Source organism: Burkholderia sp. Se-20378, assembly GCF_017104665.1.
Taxonomy (GTDB): domain Bacteria; phylum Pseudomonadota; class Gammaproteobacteria; order Burkholderiales; family Burkholderiaceae; genus Burkholderia; species Burkholderia lata.
This window is the reverse complement of the sequence record NZ_JAAGPG010000053.1, coordinates 1-19,125: the sequence shown is the minus strand read 5'-3', so window position 1 is coordinate 19,125 and position 19,125 is coordinate 1. Positions and strand designations below refer to the sequence as shown.

General features: G+C 55.9%; 15 protein-coding genes. 7 read left to right on the top strand and 8 right to left on the bottom strand.

Annotated elements, in window-relative coordinates:
• Positions 1–277 precede the first annotated feature (277 nt).
• The 6 genes from G3N93_RS09355 to G3N93_RS09330 all read left to right on the top strand — a co-directional run bounded on the left by G3N93_RS09355 (position 278) and on the right by G3N93_RS09330 (position 9,594).
• Complete coding sequence (locus G3N93_RS09355) at positions 278–1,501, top strand: hypothetical protein (protein ID WP_206132855.1); 1,224 nt, start codon at positions 278–280, stop codon at positions 1,499–1,501.
• A gap of 66 nt (positions 1,502–1,567) precedes the next feature.
• Positions 1,568–2,038 carry a 3'-5' exoribonuclease gene (locus G3N93_RS09350; protein ID WP_206132854.1) on the top strand — a complete coding sequence of 157 codons (471 nt, stop codon included), beginning with the start codon at positions 1,568–1,570 and terminating at the stop codon, positions 2,036–2,038.
• A 597-nt stretch (positions 2,039–2,635) separates the two neighbouring features.
• Entirely contained in the window at positions 2,636–5,608 is a 2,973-nt protein-coding gene (locus G3N93_RS09345; protein WP_206132853.1) for a type I restriction endonuclease subunit R, read from the top strand.
• Positions 5,598–6,878, top strand: coding sequence for a restriction endonuclease subunit S (locus tag G3N93_RS09340; RefSeq protein WP_206132852.1), 1,281 nt, complete (start codon positions 5,598–5,600; stop codon positions 6,876–6,878). Before G3N93_RS09345 ends, G3N93_RS09340 begins: the two co-directional genes overlap by 11 nt.
• Positions 6,875–7,990: an AAA family ATPase gene (locus G3N93_RS09335; RefSeq protein ID WP_206132851.1), complete on the top strand. Its 1,116-nt coding sequence runs from the start codon at positions 6,875–6,877 to the stop codon at positions 7,988–7,990. The genes G3N93_RS09340 and G3N93_RS09335 overlap by 4 nt, the downstream gene beginning before the upstream one ends.
• Entirely contained in the window at positions 7,987–9,594 is a 1,608-nt protein-coding gene (locus G3N93_RS09330) for a type I restriction-modification system subunit M (protein ID WP_206132850.1), read from the top strand. Before G3N93_RS09335 ends, G3N93_RS09330 begins: the two co-directional genes overlap by 4 nt.
• 78 nt (positions 9,595–9,672) lie before the next feature.
• Here the strand turns inward: G3N93_RS09330 and G3N93_RS42425 are convergent, their stop codons facing one another.
• From G3N93_RS42425 to G3N93_RS09290, 8 genes are all read right to left on the bottom strand, one after another.
• Positions 9,673–9,810: an integrase core domain-containing protein gene (locus tag G3N93_RS42425; protein WP_206132849.1), complete on the bottom strand. Its 138-nt coding sequence runs from the start codon at positions 9,808–9,810 to the stop codon at positions 9,673–9,675.
• A 312-nt stretch (positions 9,811–10,122) separates the two neighbouring features.
• On the bottom strand, positions 10,123–11,760 hold the full coding sequence (locus tag G3N93_RS09320) for a hypothetical protein (protein ID WP_206132848.1): 1,638 nt from the start codon (positions 11,758–11,760) through the stop codon (positions 10,123–10,125).
• 65 nt (positions 11,761–11,825) lie between these two features.
• On the bottom strand, positions 11,826–13,004 hold the full coding sequence (locus G3N93_RS09315; protein WP_206132847.1) for a hypothetical protein: 1,179 nt from the start codon (positions 13,002–13,004) through the stop codon (positions 11,826–11,828).
• 24 nt (positions 13,005–13,028) lie between these two features.
• Positions 13,029–13,445: a hypothetical protein gene (locus tag G3N93_RS09310; RefSeq protein WP_206132846.1), complete on the bottom strand. Its 417-nt coding sequence runs from the start codon at positions 13,443–13,445 to the stop codon at positions 13,029–13,031.
• A 617-nt stretch (positions 13,446–14,062) separates the two neighbouring features.
• A complete protein-coding gene (locus G3N93_RS09305) occupies positions 14,063–14,980 on the bottom strand; it encodes a plasmid partitioning protein RepB C-terminal domain-containing protein (RefSeq protein WP_206132845.1) in 918 nt (305 codons plus the stop codon).
• Positions 14,977–15,879, bottom strand: coding sequence for a ParB/RepB/Spo0J family partition protein (locus G3N93_RS09300; protein ID WP_046544129.1), 903 nt, complete (start codon positions 15,877–15,879; stop codon positions 14,977–14,979). The genes G3N93_RS09305 and G3N93_RS09300 overlap by 4 nt, the downstream gene beginning before the upstream one ends.
• The gene (locus G3N93_RS09295) at positions 15,876–17,489 is read right to left on the bottom strand and encodes a recombinase family protein (protein WP_206132862.1); all 1,614 of its coding nucleotides are present in this window, start codon (positions 17,487–17,489) and stop codon (positions 15,876–15,878) included. The genes G3N93_RS09300 and G3N93_RS09295 overlap by 4 nt, the downstream gene beginning before the upstream one ends.
• 119 nt (positions 17,490–17,608) lie before the next feature.
• Positions 17,609–18,052, bottom strand: a complete 444-nt coding sequence (locus G3N93_RS09290) for a hypothetical protein (protein WP_206132844.1) — start codon at positions 18,050–18,052, stop codon at positions 17,609–17,611.
• Between the two features lie 476 nt (positions 18,053–18,528).
• Between G3N93_RS09290 and G3N93_RS42420 the strand changes: the two genes are divergently transcribed.
• Entirely contained in the window at positions 18,529–18,867 is a 339-nt protein-coding gene (locus G3N93_RS42420) for a toll/interleukin-1 receptor domain-containing protein (protein WP_206132861.1), read from the top strand.
• Positions 18,868–19,125: the final 258 nt, after the last annotated feature.

Below are 19,125 nucleotides of genomic sequence, written 5' to 3'. Positions count from 1 at the left end.
GGTAGACACATGCCTTGCGTGTGGGAGCAAACTTTGTTGGAGGCGAGCGTCGATGATGAGATGTCGCTGCGGCAGTGAGATCTCGTCATGGGAACAAGTCGACGCGAGTCGCTCTAGCGTCGACGCCGCTCTCCATATTTGGCATGCGTTTGTGAGAGCGACCGGTGTGCAGGAGGACGCGGTCGGACGACGGATTAGCGCGCTTGAAGATCTCAGCTTGCCCTCCGTCGCGTCGTTGATTTGCCACCTTGGCGCGACGACGGAGACAACTGAGTACATGTTGACGCCCAAAGAGTGGCGCAACCTTACGCTGTCGGATACTTCCCGACTTGTAGCTGCTGCCTATTCACGCTTGACCGACTGGCCATATAAGTTTCACGACTTTCTTCGGGAGGAAGAGCGATCGATCCGAGACGCCGCCGAGACTTCGCTGCAATCACCGCGCGTGCGTCGACTAAAGAAGTTCTTGTTTCACGAACTTGCGCCCGATCTGAACTTCCTTCTCGACGGTTTCCGGGGGTACATGCGTGACCAGTCCATGAATACTCTGGACAAGCGCCGTCATTGGGCGACAGATGGCGATATTCAATCGCAGGCGTATGTCGCCGCAACCGTTGCCGCTCGTCAACTTGGAATCCGAGCTGCGACCCTTCATGCCTTGACCACACGAGTCGGCGTTACGGAGATCCCCAAACCGGGAGGCGTCCGACGGCACTTCACCCTAATCAAGCGAACCGCCCTTTCGTCGCTTAAGCAAGAGCTCGCGGATGAGATCAGCCTGCGGACCATGAGCTTACTTCTTGGAATTTCGATGCCCCGGGTAGAACAACTCGCTGACGTTGGCATACTGAAACGTAGGACCGTAACTCACGGACTGATCTCGACGTCGCTTTTCCGGCGTAGCGAGGCGTCGGAGTTGATCGATAGCATCAAAAGTTGCGGCGAAGCTGTGGCATGTCCAGATCGCGAGATTTCGTTCGCCGAAGTCAGCAAATATTTTTTGTCGCAGCGAGCAGAATTCGTATCCCTCATTCGCGCAGTACAAGAGCAGCATATCAACTTGAGTCGATGGGATGAGAGTGCCCGAGGAATCGCCGGCGCAATTTTTGGACGAGAGGAATTCCTCAACTGGCATCGACAACAATGTTGCGTCGGGGGCGTGACAATTCCCGAAGCGGCAGTTCATCTTCATATCAAGCAAGATGTTGCGTATCACTTAGTAAAATCTGGTCTACTAAAAGGACAAGTAGCCATTCGCGGGCGACGAACCGTCACTCTGATTACGCCAGCCGCCCTATTGGACTTCGAACAACGCTATGTGACTGCGATCGAGCTTGCTAAGACTGCGTCTCTGTCGGTTGATGCCGTTATGGCAATGTTTTCCGACATAGGGATAGCGCCGATTTGTGGTCCGAAAGCGGATGGTAGCCGCCAGAACATCTATCGTCGTCGAGACGTCGAGCTTGCGTCAGAAGCACTTAACACTTCCATCAAGACCTAAGTGAAATTTAAACGACCATCAGAAATTGCTCGGCCTGACGAGCAAACAAATTGTAGGAGATGATGCGTGGGTACTTTACATCCATGGGAGCGGAGAATCTTCATCGACACGGAGTTTACGGATATCGCCGCGCCGCGCTTGATAAGCGTAGCCATGGTCGCCGAGGATGGACCCGAGTTCTATGCGGAGCAAGCGCATGTGGATAGGAGCGCTTGCAGCGCCTTTGTTCGGGCCAGCGTCCTGCCCCTGCTAGGCGCAGATCCAACGCAAGTAATGGAACGAGCAGCCTTGCGTGACGCGGTACGAATCTGGATGTCAATGTTCACCGGGCTAAAACAGCGCCCGGTGATTTGCTACGACCATCCAGTTGATCTTCAACTGCTGTGGGAACTGCTCGGCGGAAGAACGGCCGGCTGGAAAGTAAAGCTTATCAACTCACGAATTGACCCCGTTGCGAAGGATGAATATTTCCGAGTGCACGGTGGCCGGCATCACGCTCTTCATGACGCACGCGCAAACAGGGCTGCATACGGGTAGCGATGAGCTTCAGACATCCCCACCCACCTGTCGTCGAACCACCAGTGACGAGATGCAACACAAGGCCCGACGGCCACACACACGTCAGCCCAAGTCCGTCAACTAACGGCATTCGTCAGCAGAGAAATTTGGACATTTGCGCGTCCGGTTGCCCTTTGCACGCCGATGTTTCAATCACCTCTCTCTCGATTGCTAGCTCTGACTAGGCCGACTACGTGCGTGGGTGATGTCAGCTAGCGGAGATATGACCACATGTCGAGCATTAGCGCCCTGTCGCTGACTATGCCCAGAAACTTCAACCGGGGCTTCTTGCGGTCTGACGGCCTGCTCACGCAGCCTGGGTAACAAGCCGGCCGTTTAGCTACAGCCGAAGCGCTGACTGACCCGAATGTACCGGGCTGTACCGATATAATCCAAGGTCCGCGACACGGGGAAGCAAAAATGCTGCGAGTCGTTGACCCAAGAAGTAAGACCTTCCCTGGGATCAACGAGAGCGAGAATGAAGCAGCCAAAGGGTGCGCCCGACGTGGTTTCGATGAACTACCCGAGGCAGACTGCCCGGCAATCCAACGGGCCATCTATGGCAGGAACGAATTCATGACCTCGACAGAAAACCAGATCGAGCTGGAACTGATCACGAAGCTTGGCGATCTCAAGTATAGTTACCGGCCCGAAATCCGTGACCGCGCCGCTCTCGAAGCCAATTTCCGCGCGAAGTTCGAGGCGCTCAATCGGGTCCGACTGACCGACAGCGAGTTTCAGCGCCTGCTCGACAGCATCACCACTCCCGACGTTTACAACGCCGCCCAGACGCTGCGCAACATCAACAGCTTCGAGCGCGATGACGGAACGCCGTTGAACTACACCCTCGTCAACATCCGCGACTGGTGCAAGAACGACTTCGAAGTGGTCAATCAGTTGCGTATCAACACCGACAACAGCCATCACCGGTACGATGTGATGCTGCTGATCAACGGTGTGCCGGTGGTGCAAATTGAGCTGAAGACCCTAGACGTCAGCCCGCGCCGGGCCATGCAGCAGATCGTCGATTACAAAAGCGCCCCCGGCAACGGGTACGGCAGGACGCTGCTGTGCTTCATCCAGCTCTTCATCGTCAGTAACCGCACCGATACCTGGTACTTCGCCAACAACAACGCGCGCCACTTCAGCTTTAATGCTGACGAACGCTTCTTGCCTGTTTACCAGTTCGCGAGCGAGGACAACAAGAAGATCACGCAACTGGGCAGCTTTGCCGAGAAATTTCTTGCTAAGTGCACCCTGGCGCAGATGATCAGCCGCTACATGGTGTTGGTGGCCAGCGAGCAAAAGCTGCTCATGATGCGGCCGTACCAAATCTATGCCGTCAAAGCCATCGTGGACTGCATCCACCAGAACTGCGGCAATGGCTACATCTGGCACACCACGGGCAGCGGCAAGACGCTCACCTCATTCAAGGCTTCGACCTTGCTTAAGGACAATCCGGACATCGACAAATGCTTGTTCGTGGTGGACCGCAAAGACCTAGATCGCCAGACCCGAGAGGAATTCAACCGCTTCCAGGAGGGGTGCGTCGAAGAGAACACCAACACCGAAACGCTGGTGCGCCGCCTGCTGTCTGACGACTACGCAGACAAGGTCATCGTCACTACCATCCAGAAGTTGGGTTTGGCGCTCGACGGCACCAACAAGCGCAACTACAAGGAACGCCTTGAGCCACTGCGCAACCAACGTATGGTGTTCATCTTTGACGAATGCCACCGCTCGCAATTCGGCGAGAACCACAAGGCCATCAAGGAGTTCTTTCCCAACGCCCAGTTGTTCGGCTTTACCGGCACGCCCATCTTCGAGCAGAACGCCAGCTACCAACAGGTCGAGGGGCAACAGGCCAGCTACCGCACCACGGACGGCCTCTTCCAGCGCTGCCTGCACCAGTACACCATCACCCACGCCATTGAAGACCGCAACGTCCTGCGCTTCCACGTGGACTACTTCAAGCCCGAGGGCAAGAATCCGCCCAAGCCCGGTGAAGGCTTGGCCAAGGCCAAGGTCATCGAGACGATCCTCGCCAAGCACGATGCCGCCACCAACGGGCGCAAGTTCAACGCCGTACTGGCCACCTCCCGCATCAACGACGCCATAGAGTATTTCGAGGCTTTCAAAACGCTTCAGGCCAAGAGGCTGGAAGAAGACGACACATTCCAGCCGCTAAACGTGGCTTGCGTATTTTCCCCGCCGGCCGAGGGCAACAGGGACGTGCAGCAGATCCAGGAAGACCTGCCGCAGGAAAAGGAAGACAACCAAGAGGACCCCGAAGGCAAGAAAGCCGCACTCACCCGCATCATTGCCGACTACAACGCTCGCTGTGGCGCCAACCACCGTATCGGCGAATTCGATCTGTACTATCAGGACGTGCAAAAACGCATCAAGGATCAGCAATACCCCAATGCCGATCTGCCGCACGCCCAGAAGATCGATGTCACCATCGTGGTGGACATGCTGCTCACTGGCTTCGACTCCAAGTACCTCAATACCCTGTACGTGGACAAGAACCTCAAGCACCACGGGCTAATTCAGGCCTTCTCGCGTACCAACCGCGTGCTCAACGACAGCAAGCCCTACGGCAACATCCTGGACTTTCGTCAACAGCAAAAGCCCGTGGAAGAAGCCATTGCGCTATTCTCCGGCGAGAAGATCGACAATCCTCGCGAGATCTGGCTGGTGGATCCTGCCCCCAAGGTCATCGACAGTCTGCAGACGGCCACCCAGAAGCTGGCCGACTTCATGCAGTCGCAGGGGCTAGTCAATGCACCGGAAGAGGTGGCTAACCTCAAGGGCGACGCCGCGCGCAGCCAGTTCGTCAACTTGTTCAAGGAAGTGCAGCGCTTCAAGACCCAGCTCGATCAGTACACCGACCTGAGCGCGGAGCAGAAAACGCAGATCAGCCAGATCACGCCACCCGAGCAGTTGCAAGGTTTCAAAGGTGTGTATTTGGAGACCGCCAAACGGCTCAAGGAGCAGCAGGACAAAGAAGGCGATCTGGCCCCGCCCGAGGTGCAGCAGCTCGATTTCGAGTTTGTCCTCTTTGCTTCTGCCGTCATCGACTACGACTACATCATGGGGCTGATCGCCCGCATGACACAGGAGAAGCCCGGCAAACTCACACTGAACCGCGAGCAGCTTATCGGCCTGATCCAGTCCGACGCCAAGTTCATCGACGAGCGCGAGGACATTGCCCAATACATCCGTGGTCTACCGGTGGGCGAGGCGCTGGATGAAACGCAAATCCGCGCCGGTTACGAGAGCTTCAAGGCCGAGAAGAAGGCCCGCGAACTCACCGACATCGCGATCAAACACGGGCTGGCCGCGGATGTGCTGCAAGCCTTTGTGGACGAAGTGCTTCGCCGCAGCATCTTCGACGGCGAAGCACTGAGCGAGCTGATGGCACCGTTGGGCTTGGGCTGGAAGGCACGCACGCAAAAAGAATTGGCACTGGTGGAAGACCTGACGCCGCTGCTGCACAAGCTCACTCAGGGACGCGAGATTTCGGGGTTGAGTGCGTATGAGCAATAAGGACGTAGACGCGATGAGCAGAGAGAACAACGAAAAACGGGTACTGGTGCCACAGTTGCGCTTTCCCGAGTTTCGAGAGGCGGTGGAGTGGAAGGCTGAACCGCTAAAAAAATTAGCTAAACGATCCACTAGCAAGAATGCTAAGGGTGAACACACTCGCGTGCTAACCAATTCCGCTGAGCACGGCGTGATCGATCAGCGTGACTACTTCGAAAAAGACATAGCCAATCAAGGAAATCTTGAAGGCTATTACATTGTTGAAAATGGCGACTATGTTTATAACCCACGCATGTCGACGAGTGCGCCGGTTGGACCGATTTCCAAAAACAATGTTGGCACGGGGGTAATGTCTCCCCTATATACCGTCTTCCGGTTCGCCAGCAGCGACAACGATTTTTTTGCTCACTATTTCAAGTCGACGCATTGGCATCATTACATGCGCCGAGCTTCAAGTACCGGGGTAAGACATGACCGCATTAGCATCACAAATGATGACTTTATGGACATGCCGTTGCCAGTTTCCACGCCGAAAGAGCAGCAAAAAATCGCCGACAGTTTAACTTCCGTCGACAAACTGATCACAGCGGAAACCCAAAAGCTCGATGCGCTCAAGACTCAAAAAAAGGGCCTGATGCAGCAGCTTTTCCCCCGCGATGGAAAGACCGTTCCACGTCTGCGATTTCCGGAATTTCGGAAAGCTGGTAACTGGACGAAAATCGCTGCCGGCCAAATCTTCTCAAACAGAACTGAAAAAGGGGAATCAAGGCTCCCAATTTACTCCGTAACCATGAACGACGGGTTAGTGCCACGCGCTTCACTCGATCGTAGAATCGAGGATGTTGCAGAGTCCGGCGGAAACAAAATAGTACGCAGAGGCGATATTGCGTACAACATGATGCGAATGTGGCAAGGTGCATTGGGAGTTGCGCCTTTAGATTGCATGGTTAGCCCCGCATACATCGTGCTCGAACCGCAAGCAGGCGTAAACCCTCTTTTTTTCTATTTCTTGCTTAAGCTGCCAGAAACGCTTCGAGTTCTTACTGCGCATTCGAGAGGTTTGACCGAAGACAGATTACGTCTTTACTACGATGACTTCGCCAAGGTGCCTTTGCTATGCCCCTCGCCTTCTGAGCAGGAGCGAATCGCAGATAGCCTGTCTTCCCTCGACGGCCTCATTTCGGTCCATAACAGCAAGATTGACACCCTCAAAACTCATAAGAAGCGCCTGATGCAACTGTTGTTTCCAGGGCCCGATGAGGTGTACGCGTGAAGCCAGGACAGTCCTTCGCCGACCTGGCTGCGCTGGCCGCCCAATTGCGGAACGAATTGGAGAACAAGAAGGTCATCTTGCTCTATGCCTATAACGGCACCGGCAAGACCCGCCTGTCAATGGAATTCAAGAACCTTGGCAAGCAGGGTGAGGGAGAAGATGCAACGCGCGACACGCTCTACTTCAATGCTTTCACCGAGGACCTATTCCACTGGGACAACGACCTTGACGGTGACAGTGACCGACGGCTGACCCTCAACGCGGACTCGCGTTTCTTTGTCGGCTTGGCTGAGCTCGAGATGGACAACCGAATTCGCCCGCTGCTGCGACGTTACGCGGATTTCGATTTCCGCATCGACACGCAGGAGTTGGCGGTGCATTTCTCGCGCACGGTGAACGGGCAGGTAATCGACAATATTAAGGTCTCGCGCGGTGAGGAAAACATCTTTGTTTGGTGCTTTTTCCTTGCCATCGTCGAACTGGCTACGGACTGGGAGATCGAAGCTTACAGGTGGGTTAAATATCTCTATATCGACGACCCGATTTCGTCGCTGGATGAGCACAACGCTATTGCCGTGGCCAATCACCTAGCTCAACTGCTCAAACACCCCAACGGCAAGCTCAAGACCGTTCTTTCGACGCACCACACATTGTTTTTCAATGTGCTGTGCAATGAATTGAAGAATGCAAAGCGCTATTTCGTCAACAAAAACTCGACAGATGGCGGCTATATGTTGCGTGAAGAAACGGGCGACACGCCGTTTTTTCACCATGTAGCAGCTCTGGCCGAGCTGTACCAGGCTGTGCAGGAAGACCGGTTGTTCACCCATCACTTCAACATGCTGCGCACCATTCTGGAGAAGACGGCGAGCTTTCACGGCCACAAGAACTTCTCGGTTTGCATAAAGCAGGAAGACGATGATCCTGATGGCATCTTGCACGCGCGCCTGATCAACATCCTGAGTCACGGCAACTATTCACTGTTCGAGCCCCAGCAGATGCTGGACGAGAACAAGGCTTACTTCCGGAAGATCCTGTATGACTTCCTGAATCGCTATCCCTTCAACTCAGATTTATTTCCTCAAGCCGTTGAGGGCGCAGACACACTATGACCGATCTCGAAAAACAAAGGCTGGGAAAGACCCTTTGGGCAATTGCCGACCAATTGCGCGGCGCCATGAACGCGGACGATTTCCGCGATTACATGTTGGCGTTCCTCTTCTTGCGCTACCTGTCTGACAACTACGAGGCCGCTACGAAAAAGGAGCTTGGGGCAGACTACCCCACCCAACTCGAGAGCTCGGCTTCCACGCCGCTGCAGCTTTGGTATGAGGGCAATCTGGAGGATGTCCCTGAGTTCGAAAAACAAATGCGTCGCAAGGTGCATTACGTGATCGAGCCGCAATATCTGTGGAGCAACATCGCGGAGATGGCGCGCGAGCAGAGCGAGTACCTGCTGAACACGCTTCAAAAGGGCTTTGGATATATCGAAACAGAATCTTTCGCCAGCACCTTCCGGGGACTGTTTTCCGAGATTAATCTCGCCTCGGATAAACTCGGGAAGAATTACGACGAGCGCAATGCACGCCTGTGCAAGATCATCAGCGAAATTGGTAAAGGACTGGCGCAATTTTCCACCGATAGCGACACGTTGGGTGATGCCTACGAATACCTGATTGGCCAATTTGCCGCTGGCTCCGGCAAAAAAGCCGGCGAGTTCTATACGCCGCAGCCCATTTCCAGCATTCTGTCTGCCATCGTCACGCTAGACGGGCAGGAACCGGCCACCGGTCAGCGCAAAAATCTAGACAGCGTGCTGGACTTCGCCTGCGGCTCAGGGTCGTTGCTGCTCAATGTGCGCCACCGCATGGGGCCACATGGTATCGGCAAGATTTACGGGCAGGAGAAGAACATCACCACCTACAACCTCGCGCGCATGAATATGCTGCTACACGGGGTGAAGGATTCCGAGTTCGATATCTTCCACGGCGACACGCTGCTCAACGAGTGGGACATGCTGCGCGAGACGAACCCAGCCAAGATGCCGAAGTTCGATGCGGTGGTCGCCAATCCACCATTCAGCTATCGCTGGGAACCGACAGAAGCGCTGGGTGAGGACGTCCGCTTCAAGAACCATGGCCTAGCGCCGAAGTCGGCTGCGGACTTTGCCTTTCTGCTGCACGGCTTCCACTTCTTGAAGCAGGACGGCGTGATGGCCATCATCCTGCCCCACGGCGTATTGTTCCGTGGCGGGGCAGAGGCACGCATCCGCACCAAGCTGCTCAAGGACGGCCACATCGACACGGTGATCGGGCTGCCGGCCAATCTGTTCTTCTCGACCGGTATTCCGGTGTGCATCTTGGTGCTGAAGAAGTGCAAGAAGCCGGACGACGTGCTGTTCATCAACGCTGCTGAACACTTCGAGAAGGGCAAGCGGCAGAACCGCCTGCTTCCCGAGCACATCGACAAGATTATCGACACCTACCAGTTCCGTAAGGAAGACGCGCGCTACTCGCGGCGGGTGAGTATGGAGGAAATCGAGAAGAACGATTTCAATTTGAATATCTCACGCTATGTGAGCACGGCCGTGATCGAGGAGGAGATCAACCTCGCCGCGGTGCATGCCGACCTAGTTTCACTCGATAAGAAAATCAAGATAGCCACCGAGCAGCACAACGAATTCCTCGCTGAGCTGGGACTGCCATTGCTGCCTTGATTTGATTACCCGGAGGCCGCCGCTCCAAATCTACTACACTAGAGTACGGATTTTTTCGGTACTGACTTGCCCCCGGTTTTAGCCCGAACGACGGCTAGAGTCCACGGTTAAAAACTGCGGGGTTACCTCATGGACCCGGGCGAACTGCTCGGGCGTGAGGTACGCGAGCGAGCAGTGAGGCCGCTGGGTGTTGTACTCGATACACCAGTACGTCATGGCGACCACCACTGTATGGCTCAGGCAGCTAATCACTTAAAGCGTTGAATTTTGCAACGCGACAAAAAATCAAATTTCATGCAGAAAATGTGAATGCCCAGATTGATTGGGCCAGCAGTAGAGATTCGCATAGGCGACAACATGTATTTGCAAAGCTGCCCGGGGCAGCAGCTGACGCAAATTCGCCGTATACCTTACATCCACATGCGCGCGAGCGCAGCCACCCCCAGTCTAAAGTGGGCTACGCTACATTGGCTCTCGGTGCGCGTTCAAGAACGCGGCGAATTAGTGACAAAGGCCGGTCTTAAAAGGCTATGGCTGCGTTGTACCTGTACTGTTGTACGGCCCAACCGTCTCATCCAGACATTTGAAGAGGTCAACAGCTGTCAGTGCCGTAGCATGAGAGACATAGGCAGCACTGGTTGTCTTCACGGCTTCCGCTACCTCGATACTTGACGATGCGTCGAACACCACCACGGGATTGTGGCTGGAGACTCTTTCGAAGATATCCCGCATCGAGTGGCTGCTGGAGCGCTTTCCGGAGTTTGAGGAGGAGTCGATCGCAAACAGAACCAAAGGTGCGTATGCCATAGATAGTGCAGCGTCGTTCCACATCTCATCAAGGTTCATGGTTTTGATGCCGTTTGAACCCGCCACGAGCGCCTGAAGAGATGCATCTACAAATGCCGCAACCTCTCGCGCTGCGGACGTCTTTTGACTCACTATAACCACGCAAAAGTCGTTTTGAGTGGAAACAATGTTGTTGACTGACTCCACCTTCGATATCGCCGAACGCAATCTACGATGGAATAGCCTGGAGATGTCATCACGTAGCCGCTGAAACGACGAGCGTTCCCGAAACCCGATATTGGCTATTCGTGTCGCATAGTCAATGTCGGTGCCATAGGACGGAAATACGTGTTCATACGCGAAAAGATCTACAGCGCGGACATGCTCTTCGTTAGTTCGCTCATCGACATCAAACACATCCGCTGACGTGACCCGCCAACCGGCCTTAGCGTTCGAATAGCACGAGTTGCGAAACTCGTCGCAGTATCGTGTCGGAGAGGAGGGTGCAGCGTTGTCCCATAGTGATAGCTGATCCCCAATCGCGCCGAGAATGGCGAGTGGTTGTGAGTTTGCGAGATATCTTTCGAAAGCCACGTTGTACAACCAGCGCACATTAAGAAGCAAACCTTTTAGATGCTCTGCCTCCTGAAATCGGAATTGATAGCCAATTGACTCACTTGAGGCTACACCGGAGCCAATTATTCCAAAACGCCCCTCTCTGCGAGGGATCTCAGGTAGTTTCAGTGCGAATTCTCCCAGCCGCGAAGGTCCCATCACAGCTGAAGTTATCGCAGCCGACACGGAGAATGACCCCGCTGTATTGTTCTCATCGCGAGTCATGCTGTTAGGTAGCCAGGCTGTCGGCTTATGGAAGCGAAGCTTGCGTTCGAGGCCGAGTAGCCGTTGCTGGCCTGCCAAGATGGCCAACAATTCTTCCTTTGACAGGGCAGACTTGCTCGCTGCCTCAAACGCAAGCTTTGCCTGGTCGAGCAGTCCTGTTACCGGCTCAATCCGCCCTTCGTCCAACCGAACTTCGGCCCGTCGAATGTACTCGTTGGCCGCGCCAATGAAGATTCCCGCCTCTTCATCCTCTTCTTCTCCTGGGTTACCCCCGGGCAGATTGTGCACAAGTGAGAGGGAAGCCTCACGAAGGTACTGTTCAATTTCGTCCCGGCCTACGGACGTCAGCGAGTACGAGATCGTGGGCGCGCCCCGCCTGCCCTTTCTTTTTTGCTTATCTTGGACGAACCACGACTCCGGAGACCGTCGAAGGACGCTCCTTACCGTGGCGACACTGGCATTGGCAGCTTCGGCGAGGTCTGGGATGCTGAATGTCCGCTCGCGGACCGCCGCAGCAAGGATCTTGATTCGTATAGACATTTTTGGCCCCCAGGAATCCTGGTATAGCTACGGAAGCATTATTACGCAAATGAACGATTAAGTGTTCAATTACAAAATGCTTTCACGATTACCGCAAATTGCGAGTACCTGCGGTAGGCGTCAATCGCATCAGTCAGCGTCCGATCTACCAGCGCATCGGCGATCCCGGAGCCTCCCGCTAGCCGTTTGGCCACGTTACTAACAAAGTCTCCGCGCAACGCGTCGTTGGCCTGCGAAGCGTTCATTGCAACGGAAAAATCGATCGCGAGTGTGATTCCGGCCTCGGGGCCGGCCGCCCCTTCGCAAAAGGCCACGAACCGACGTGCCGTGTGCCGCCCGAGCGCATTTGCATGGATCGCAGGAGCGCAACCGGATTTCCGGTTGTCGTGACGCCGGAGGTGAGCCCTTCTGCTGTTGTCCCGAAAGCCTTCTAGGTCCGTTCCGATCGCGGGGGACAGCTCCCGTCCCGGCTGCAGGTAACGCTCGAGGACAAGGAAGGCGATAGTGTCCATCCACCCCTCGTGAAACGAATCGGAAAGGTCCGCGTCCCCAGAGTCGAGGGGCACGCCGCACATGGCATGCACGAAATATTCGTGTACAAGCGCGTAGAGCAGCTGCTCGAAGTCGTCCAGACGCAGCTTCTCGAGGATGAACGAAATAATTATGTCCCGACCCGCTCCGTCGTGCGATTCCCGGGTCATAGCGCTGAAAGCGACCTCAGACAGATTGTTTGGATCGGTGTGATACCCGGTCTGGAATTGCACGGCTGGCAAATTCGCTGTCGTTCCAAGCACCTGCCGGTATTGCGTGATCGTCAGAGTTTCGGCCAGCTCGCAAAGCGTCCATAACGGCGAAAGGCATTTACCCTTCGACGCGATACGTTGGCTGTCTGCGCGAGCGTTCTCACCCGTGCACGGCGAGCCGGGGCTGCATGAGGCGCAGATATCGCGCGTCGCGAGGGCGTCGAGGCTGTCGTACAGTCCCAGTGCATGTCCGACAAGACCTTGGCGGGGACTAACGCTCTGCACCATACGCCAGAACGCCTGAAGCCTGGACTCCAGCGGCGGCTGACCGAGAACCGATACCGGTGGAATATGGCCTGCTAGGTTGTCGTACGTGCCAAGAAGGCCTCTACCATCCCTGAAGACACCCGGAAGCTGATCCCCTTGTTCGAGCAGCGCCTCGATGGCGATGAGGCGTGCTGTTAGCTGTGGCACTCGTTCCCACTTGATCTGGCCGTTCACTGCTCCCCCGATAGCAAAGAACAGTTATTCGCCGTCCCGGTCGGCGTCCCTGCTACGGTCACTCTTGGGTTTACGCTTCAGCGCGTTCGTGCCGTACCTGTCCACGAGATACGGAAGGATGACCTTGTACCAGAGATCGCGCGAAGCGGTCGCCGCGCCTCTGCCGACCGTATGAGCGAATCCGCCACCAAGGAATGTCACGACGAGTTCCACAGTGGAGTGATCGAGTCCCGCCGCGCTCTTCGAAACCGAAAGGCTCCGTTCACCGCTTGCCTCCAGATCGACGGCGCAGTTCTGTGCCTTGGCCTCAGTATTAAGCAATGTACCAGGCTGGTGCGCCTGATCCCACAGCCAGTAAATCTCGCGCGCGAGTGTGTTGTACGACACCTCCTCGCTGGCCTCGATGACATATGTCTCGCTGTTGTCGTCGTTTGCGTCCATGATCTTTTCGCCAGGTTGAGCGGCAGGAGTCTGCCACAGTGGTCCGATACGCATTCCGCGTATTGCATGTCAACTTTCGCGCGCCCTACTACGCGCGCCTTTCGAATCCCGCGTTTCGTGAATATTGTATCGCCGCCCGAATTGTTGCGCGCAGACTGGCTTGCATTCCGTGGCATGGTTTCGTATTCAGGTTTTGACTGACATCCTGATTCGTCGCGGCGTGCCTCTGCGCAAACTGAAGCACCATACGAGACTCCATTCCGATCGACGCTGGCGTCTGGCGTTCGTGTTTGCCTGGCATTTTTTATGGCATACGGGAATCGCCGGACGTCACTGTGTCCTGCTTGTCGCGTCGACGGCCGCGGGGCGCGGGCAGAGGCGCACCGGCGTCACGTCGATATGCCCCCTGAAGCGTGCGTGTGCGCGAGCGCGCCGGAGTCGCGTAGGAGGCACAACACGGGTCGGTAACAGCCTTTGCTGGCAAGCTCTGCGAGCACTATGAGTGCGGCGAAGTATCAACCAGCCCATCGCCGAACACATTCTCGAGCGAGGCCACGTTGGCGCCGGTCATTGATCGCCCTCCACGCGAATTGCCTGGGACGACGATGGTAGCAAAGTCAACTTTCTATCTCGTGGCCGGTAGGTTCGAGCTTCTGCTGATCCAAGGTGATCGTGTCGACGATCGCCTGGAACTCCATCAACAAGTCTGCCTGATGTTGCAGTAGGTACTGTAGTGTCGATTCGTTTTCCAGCAAGCGACCAAGATAGCCCTTTGCGAGCACGAGGTTGAGCACGTCCTGTCCATAAGTCTGCTCGACCACTTTGTACTGCCCCTGCAGATTATTCATCTCCCGCTCCATCTTCGCCATCTGCTCGGGGCTTACGCCAGCAAGCTTCCTCGGTTTCTTCCCTTCGACCAGTCGAGAAGCTGGTGTAGCAACGAGCAACGCTTCCGCATACGACACGGACAGGTTGTTCGCTGCCACCATCAGTTCGACGCACTCAACCTGGCGTGTCGGTTTCATCTTGCGTAGAGCTCGCGCGAGCTCCGGCGAAAACTGCCGGTCCTTCAGAAGCTCAGTCGCTTCGGCACAAATCCCATCCAGCAATGCCATCCTCTTGATGATCTGCGACACGTCCACCGACAGCGCCTTCGCGAGTCGCTCCGGGGACACTCCCCTTTCGACGGCCCGACGAATCATGAAGTGCTCCTGGATGGTCGATAGTCGATTGACGCGGTTGTTGTACGTGTAGCTCTCATCGTCCGTGGCAACTAGGCAAGAAACGGTGTTGAACTGAAGCTCCTGCAATGCAATCAATCGCAGATGTCCATCAAGCAGGACGTGGTTGCCCGATGCCTGGTCGACCGGCGTCACCGAAAGCGGCTCGATCAAGCCCACCTCTTCGATGGAGCTTCTGATCTGCTTGAACTTGCGCGAGATCATCATGCCGGCGGGTGTGCGCCGCGACGGCAGGATGCTCGTGATCGGAACGGACAGTGGTTCCGGAATGAACCCAAGTGCTACGCCGGTCATGCTGGACTCCCGCTCGGCCATACACGTTCCGCCAGATACTTCGGCAACGTCGCCAGTTCCTCAGCGCGCAGCAGGTTGACGAAGTTCTCGTCGGCAAATAGCTGTCTGAGGGCGCCGACAATGAACAGCAACCGCTGCTGCGTAAACTCTGCCTTCCGCACCATCGTCTTCTGCCGCTCAACTTCATGCTGATACGTTCGGACGAGGCTCGATGTGGTCACGTCCATCACCTTGCGCGTCATGTTTCGATTCGCCGTGCGGCCGAGCGCTTTCCTTCGCTCGATGACGCGCCGAGCGTCCATCAGCTGGCGCCCGCGCAATCTCCCCGATTCATATGCCTCCTGCAGTGCCGCTTGGATCGCCTCATCGTCGTCGCCGGCACCAACAATCGATAACGCTGCGTTCAGCGGAATTCGGCCTTTCTCGACTGCGATCACGAGGCGCTCTTCACCCTGATGCAGCAGCGTCAGGATCCCCTGCACATAGTGCTGCGTGAGCCCCGTCTTCTCGGCGATCGCCTTCGGTGCATAGCCGCGCTCCTGCAGCTCGCGTATGCCGGCGAGCAGCTCGAGCGGTCGGCACTGCCGTCTCGCGATGTTTTCCGTCAGGCTCATGATGAACGCGTCTTCATCGCTCACGCTCACTACCAGCGCTGGTATCGTCGTTTCCCCAAGCGATCGGAATGCCTTCAGTCGTCCTTCCCCACATACGAGGAGATACTTCTCCACGCCACTGGCCGTTGCCCGTGGCGTGACTAGAATCGGTTTCTTCAGGCCAATCGTCTTGATGTTGCTGACGATTTCGTCGAAGACGCGACCATTGCGCTCGCGAGGATTGATCACCTCGATCTGGCTGATGGGGATCATCCGAACCTCACCGGGCTGCTCACGCTGAGTCATGCTCTTCTCCTCAGCCGAGCACGCTGTGCCATACCGTATAAGTAGTCCAGCGTGTCGAAGCGATAACTCTCGAACTCGATCGGATTCCAGTCCGCGAGGCTGATACGAGGCTGCCAAAAGTCGATGTGCGGCAGCAGGTAATAGTCGAGCGCCGTCGAGTTGCTCTGGTCCAACCTGACTGCCACGGTGATATCCGGCAGCAGGCTCGCGTCGAACCGCACCTTCCAGCGGTTACGGCCGCTGCCGCGCACCTGACACCGTGACAGCACGATGCATGCAGTAAACTCCCGATTCACGGTCAGCAGGTCGGTCGCCGGATCACGCGACACGGATCCGCCGAGATCCGCGATCTTCTTTTCGGTCTCGGCAACGATCTCCGGGTGCAGTTGCCGAATGAAGCGGTTCGTCTCGATATAACGATAGTCACGGCCTGGCGTGAAGCCAACCGTCTGGTACGCACGAATCAAGCTGCCGAAGCGATATACATAAACCGAGGTGGACGGCATGCCCTCCGTTTCGTCGATCACGACGCCCGATAGAAAGCCTCGGCTTCGGTACAGATTTCGCAGACGCTCGATAAGCTCCTCACTCGAGTAGCGCCGGGCGCGCGCCCGCATGATGCCCTGCGCTGTATAGAACGTTTCGCTCGGCACGATGGGTTCGAACGCACCCTCCTTGCGTATCCACATCTCCGACGGATTGGTGACACGAGATTTCTTCAGCTTGAACGACACACGGTTGTAGACGTTGTTGCCGATGTACTTTTCGTTGGTCAGCACCTCTCGAATAGTCGCCCGAGTCCAAGGACGCCCAAGGTCCGTCTGAACGTTCATGCCGTTCAGGCGTGCGGCGATCTCGTGCTCATTGAGTGACTCATTGATGAACCAGCTGTAGATGAGGTTGACGATACGCACCTCGCTGTCCGGGCCCGGCATCAGAATGACGCGGTCCGTCTGCAGGCACTTGTGTTGACCGCGTTGCAATTCCCCCTTCATGAGGCCATGCTCGTCCACCAGGATCCGGCGTAACGCGTAGCCTGCAGGGCCGCCTTGCCGGAAACCGAGCTCGATCAACCGGCACTGACCAGCGAAGACCTTCGCTGACAACTCGCGGCTGTACTCACCGGCCATTGCACGCTTCACACCTTTGACGATCGTCGAAACTGGCGAGCCGTCATTCTCGAACTGTTCGGCGCAATAGGCGACCTGGATGCCTGCGCGCCGGCAGATGTACTCGTAATAGGCACTTTCGTCTGCATCCTGGAATCGTCCCCAGCGGCTTACGTCGTAGACGAGGATCACCTGGAAGTCGGCCATGCCGGTTTCCACATCCCGGATCAGTTGCTGCAGCGCTTGGCGCCCATCGATACGCAAACCACTTTTACCCTCGTCGGCGTAGGTCCGCACGATCTCGAGATCGCGACGAGCAGCGTAGTCGCGAATGCGATCACGCTGATTCTCCGTCGAGTATTGCTGGTGCTCCGTCGACATCCGAACGTATTCAGCAGCCCGCATCCTGCAGGCCTGCTCGCCAACGGATTCGCATGCGCAATCGAGGTCCACGATCCAGCTCCCACCGGCAACCGCTCCTCGCTGCGCCGTCCTCGACATCAACTACAGGGACTTGTATCGGCGAACGCGTCGCGCCTTGCAACGACGTCGAATGCGAGCGAGTACACAGGCAAGGTAGCAGGCCATAAACCGTTGTCGAACACGTCATCTCTTTGCAATCACGCAGGAACAGGTCTCGGCTCAGACAGCACGGCGATGTGCACGGTCCACGCGTTCATCTTTGCAACGCCGGCCTCAACCACGTCACGCAGGATGTAGAACCCAGATGCCAGCGGGCGACAGGCCGGCCACACGTCCATGTTTGCAACAGCACTAGCAATGCGCCTTGCATTTCGTCGTCGCTGCATCGCGCAATTGCGATCGCGATAGGCCGGGTGCGTCTCGCGGTAGTGCCGCCAGTAATCAGGATGTCGGGCCCGCCAACTGGCCTGAGCGCGGATCTGGTTCTCGCGATAGTCGGGATCGACTCGCATGCGCTGGTGCTGCCATTCACGCCGGCGAGCACGCTGGCACGCCTTGGCCGAGCAGAAGCGTTGATGAGGGATGTGTAAGAGCGGAGTGAAGGGTGCGCCGCAGGCGGCACAGATCCGATCCGATTTCATGGCCGTGCTCCACAGAGGAAATCGCAGTGGGGCCGGCCGTATCGGGGGACAGGGTCAGTCGAAACCAGCTAACGGGACGTGGCGACCCACCCTCGGGAATTTTCACCTTTTGCGACAATCCTGCCGCTTTTTTTCACGAATAGTGACACATGGTTTGGATGGCTGTGTCAGAGTTAGTGAAAAACTTCCATAAAATCAAGGGCGTACTTTTCACCATCTACGACAACCTACAAAGGCTGTCGGGTGTGACACCGAAACTGAAAAACACGCCAGGTCAGTGAAAAATCACTGACAAACATAGTGAAAAATCGCCGGTGCAATGCCCGCTGCGTTCGGGCAGCCCGCATCAGTGTTGACCTGGTGTAGTTTTCGAACATGTAGAAGCCCGCGTCGTTAGGGATCAATGGGCGGTAGCATCCAAATCGGGGACTTGAGATGCCAAAATTAACTCTCACACCAAATGAGAAAGACTCTTTATCGCAAGTGTTGGAGCTGCGTCCGCGGCTAGATACGAGATCGATCCTGGCGATAGCATCACCGATAAAATTAATGAAGGTCTGGCAAGCAGTCAGATCGGCTTGCTGTTCTTTTCGAAGAATTTTGTTGATTCAAAATCTGGATGGCCCACCAAAGAGGCAAACTACTTTTTCCAAAAATTGATGCGAAGCGGAAAAAAGAATTTTGTCGTATTGAATATTGATTTGTCGATCGATGATTTACCACCTTTGCTACAAGATTTTAGATTTATTGATATGAAATCAGAAAGCTCGACAAGGGAAATCATCGATTTACTAAGGAAATCAGAGGCAAGCTAATCTGCTCCACCTTCTCGACGCCTACATGCGGCTTGTCCAACACCCGATACGATATTCGAGGCGAAGAGTACAAGGATAATGGCCCCTTGGATATTGATCTCGCCCGCCTTTGCGCGGCAGCGCATTTCTGCCGCTCAAATGCAAAAACCCCCGCCTTTCGGGCGGGGGTTTCTGGCTTAGGGAGCCTGACGATTACCTACTTTCACACGGGAATCCGCACTATCATCGGCGTAGAGTCGTTTCACGGTCCTGTTCGGG

Excerpts from the sequence above, each read along its gene's own strand:
- G3N93_RS09355 (WP_206132855.1), top strand. The coding sequence starts at position 278 with ATGTTGACGCCCAAAGAGTGGCGCAACCTTACGCTGTCGGATACTTCC.
- G3N93_RS09345 (WP_206132853.1), top strand. The coding sequence starts at position 2,636 with ATGACCTCGACAGAAAACCAGATCGAGCTGGAACTGATCACGAAGCTT.
- G3N93_RS09340 (WP_206132852.1), top strand. The coding sequence starts at position 5,598 with ATGAGCAATAAGGACGTAGACGCGATGAGCAGAGAGAACAACGAAAAA.
- G3N93_RS09330 (WP_206132850.1), top strand. The coding sequence starts at position 7,987 with ATGACCGATCTCGAAAAACAAAGGCTGGGAAAGACCCTTTGGGCAATT.
- G3N93_RS42425 (WP_206132849.1), bottom strand. The coding sequence starts at position 9,810 with ATGACGTACTGGTGTATCGAGTACAACACCCAGCGGCCTCACTGCTCG.
- G3N93_RS09320 (WP_206132848.1), bottom strand. The coding sequence starts at position 11,760 with ATGTCTATACGAATCAAGATCCTTGCTGCGGCGGTCCGCGAGCGGACA.
- G3N93_RS09310 (WP_206132846.1), bottom strand. The coding sequence starts at position 13,445 with ATGGACGCAAACGACGACAACAGCGAGACATATGTCATCGAGGCCAGC.
- G3N93_RS09305 (WP_206132845.1), bottom strand. The coding sequence starts at position 14,980 with ATGACCGGCGTAGCACTTGGGTTCATTCCGGAACCACTGTCCGTTCCG.
- G3N93_RS09300 (WP_046544129.1), bottom strand. The coding sequence starts at position 15,879 with ATGACTCAGCGTGAGCAGCCCGGTGAGGTTCGGATGATCCCCATCAGC.
- G3N93_RS09295 (WP_206132862.1), bottom strand. The coding sequence starts at position 17,489 with ATGTCGAGGACGGCGCAGCGAGGAGCGGTTGCCGGTGGGAGCTGGATC.
- G3N93_RS09290 (WP_206132844.1), bottom strand. The coding sequence starts at position 18,052 with ATGAAATCGGATCGGATCTGTGCCGCCTGCGGCGCACCCTTCACTCCG.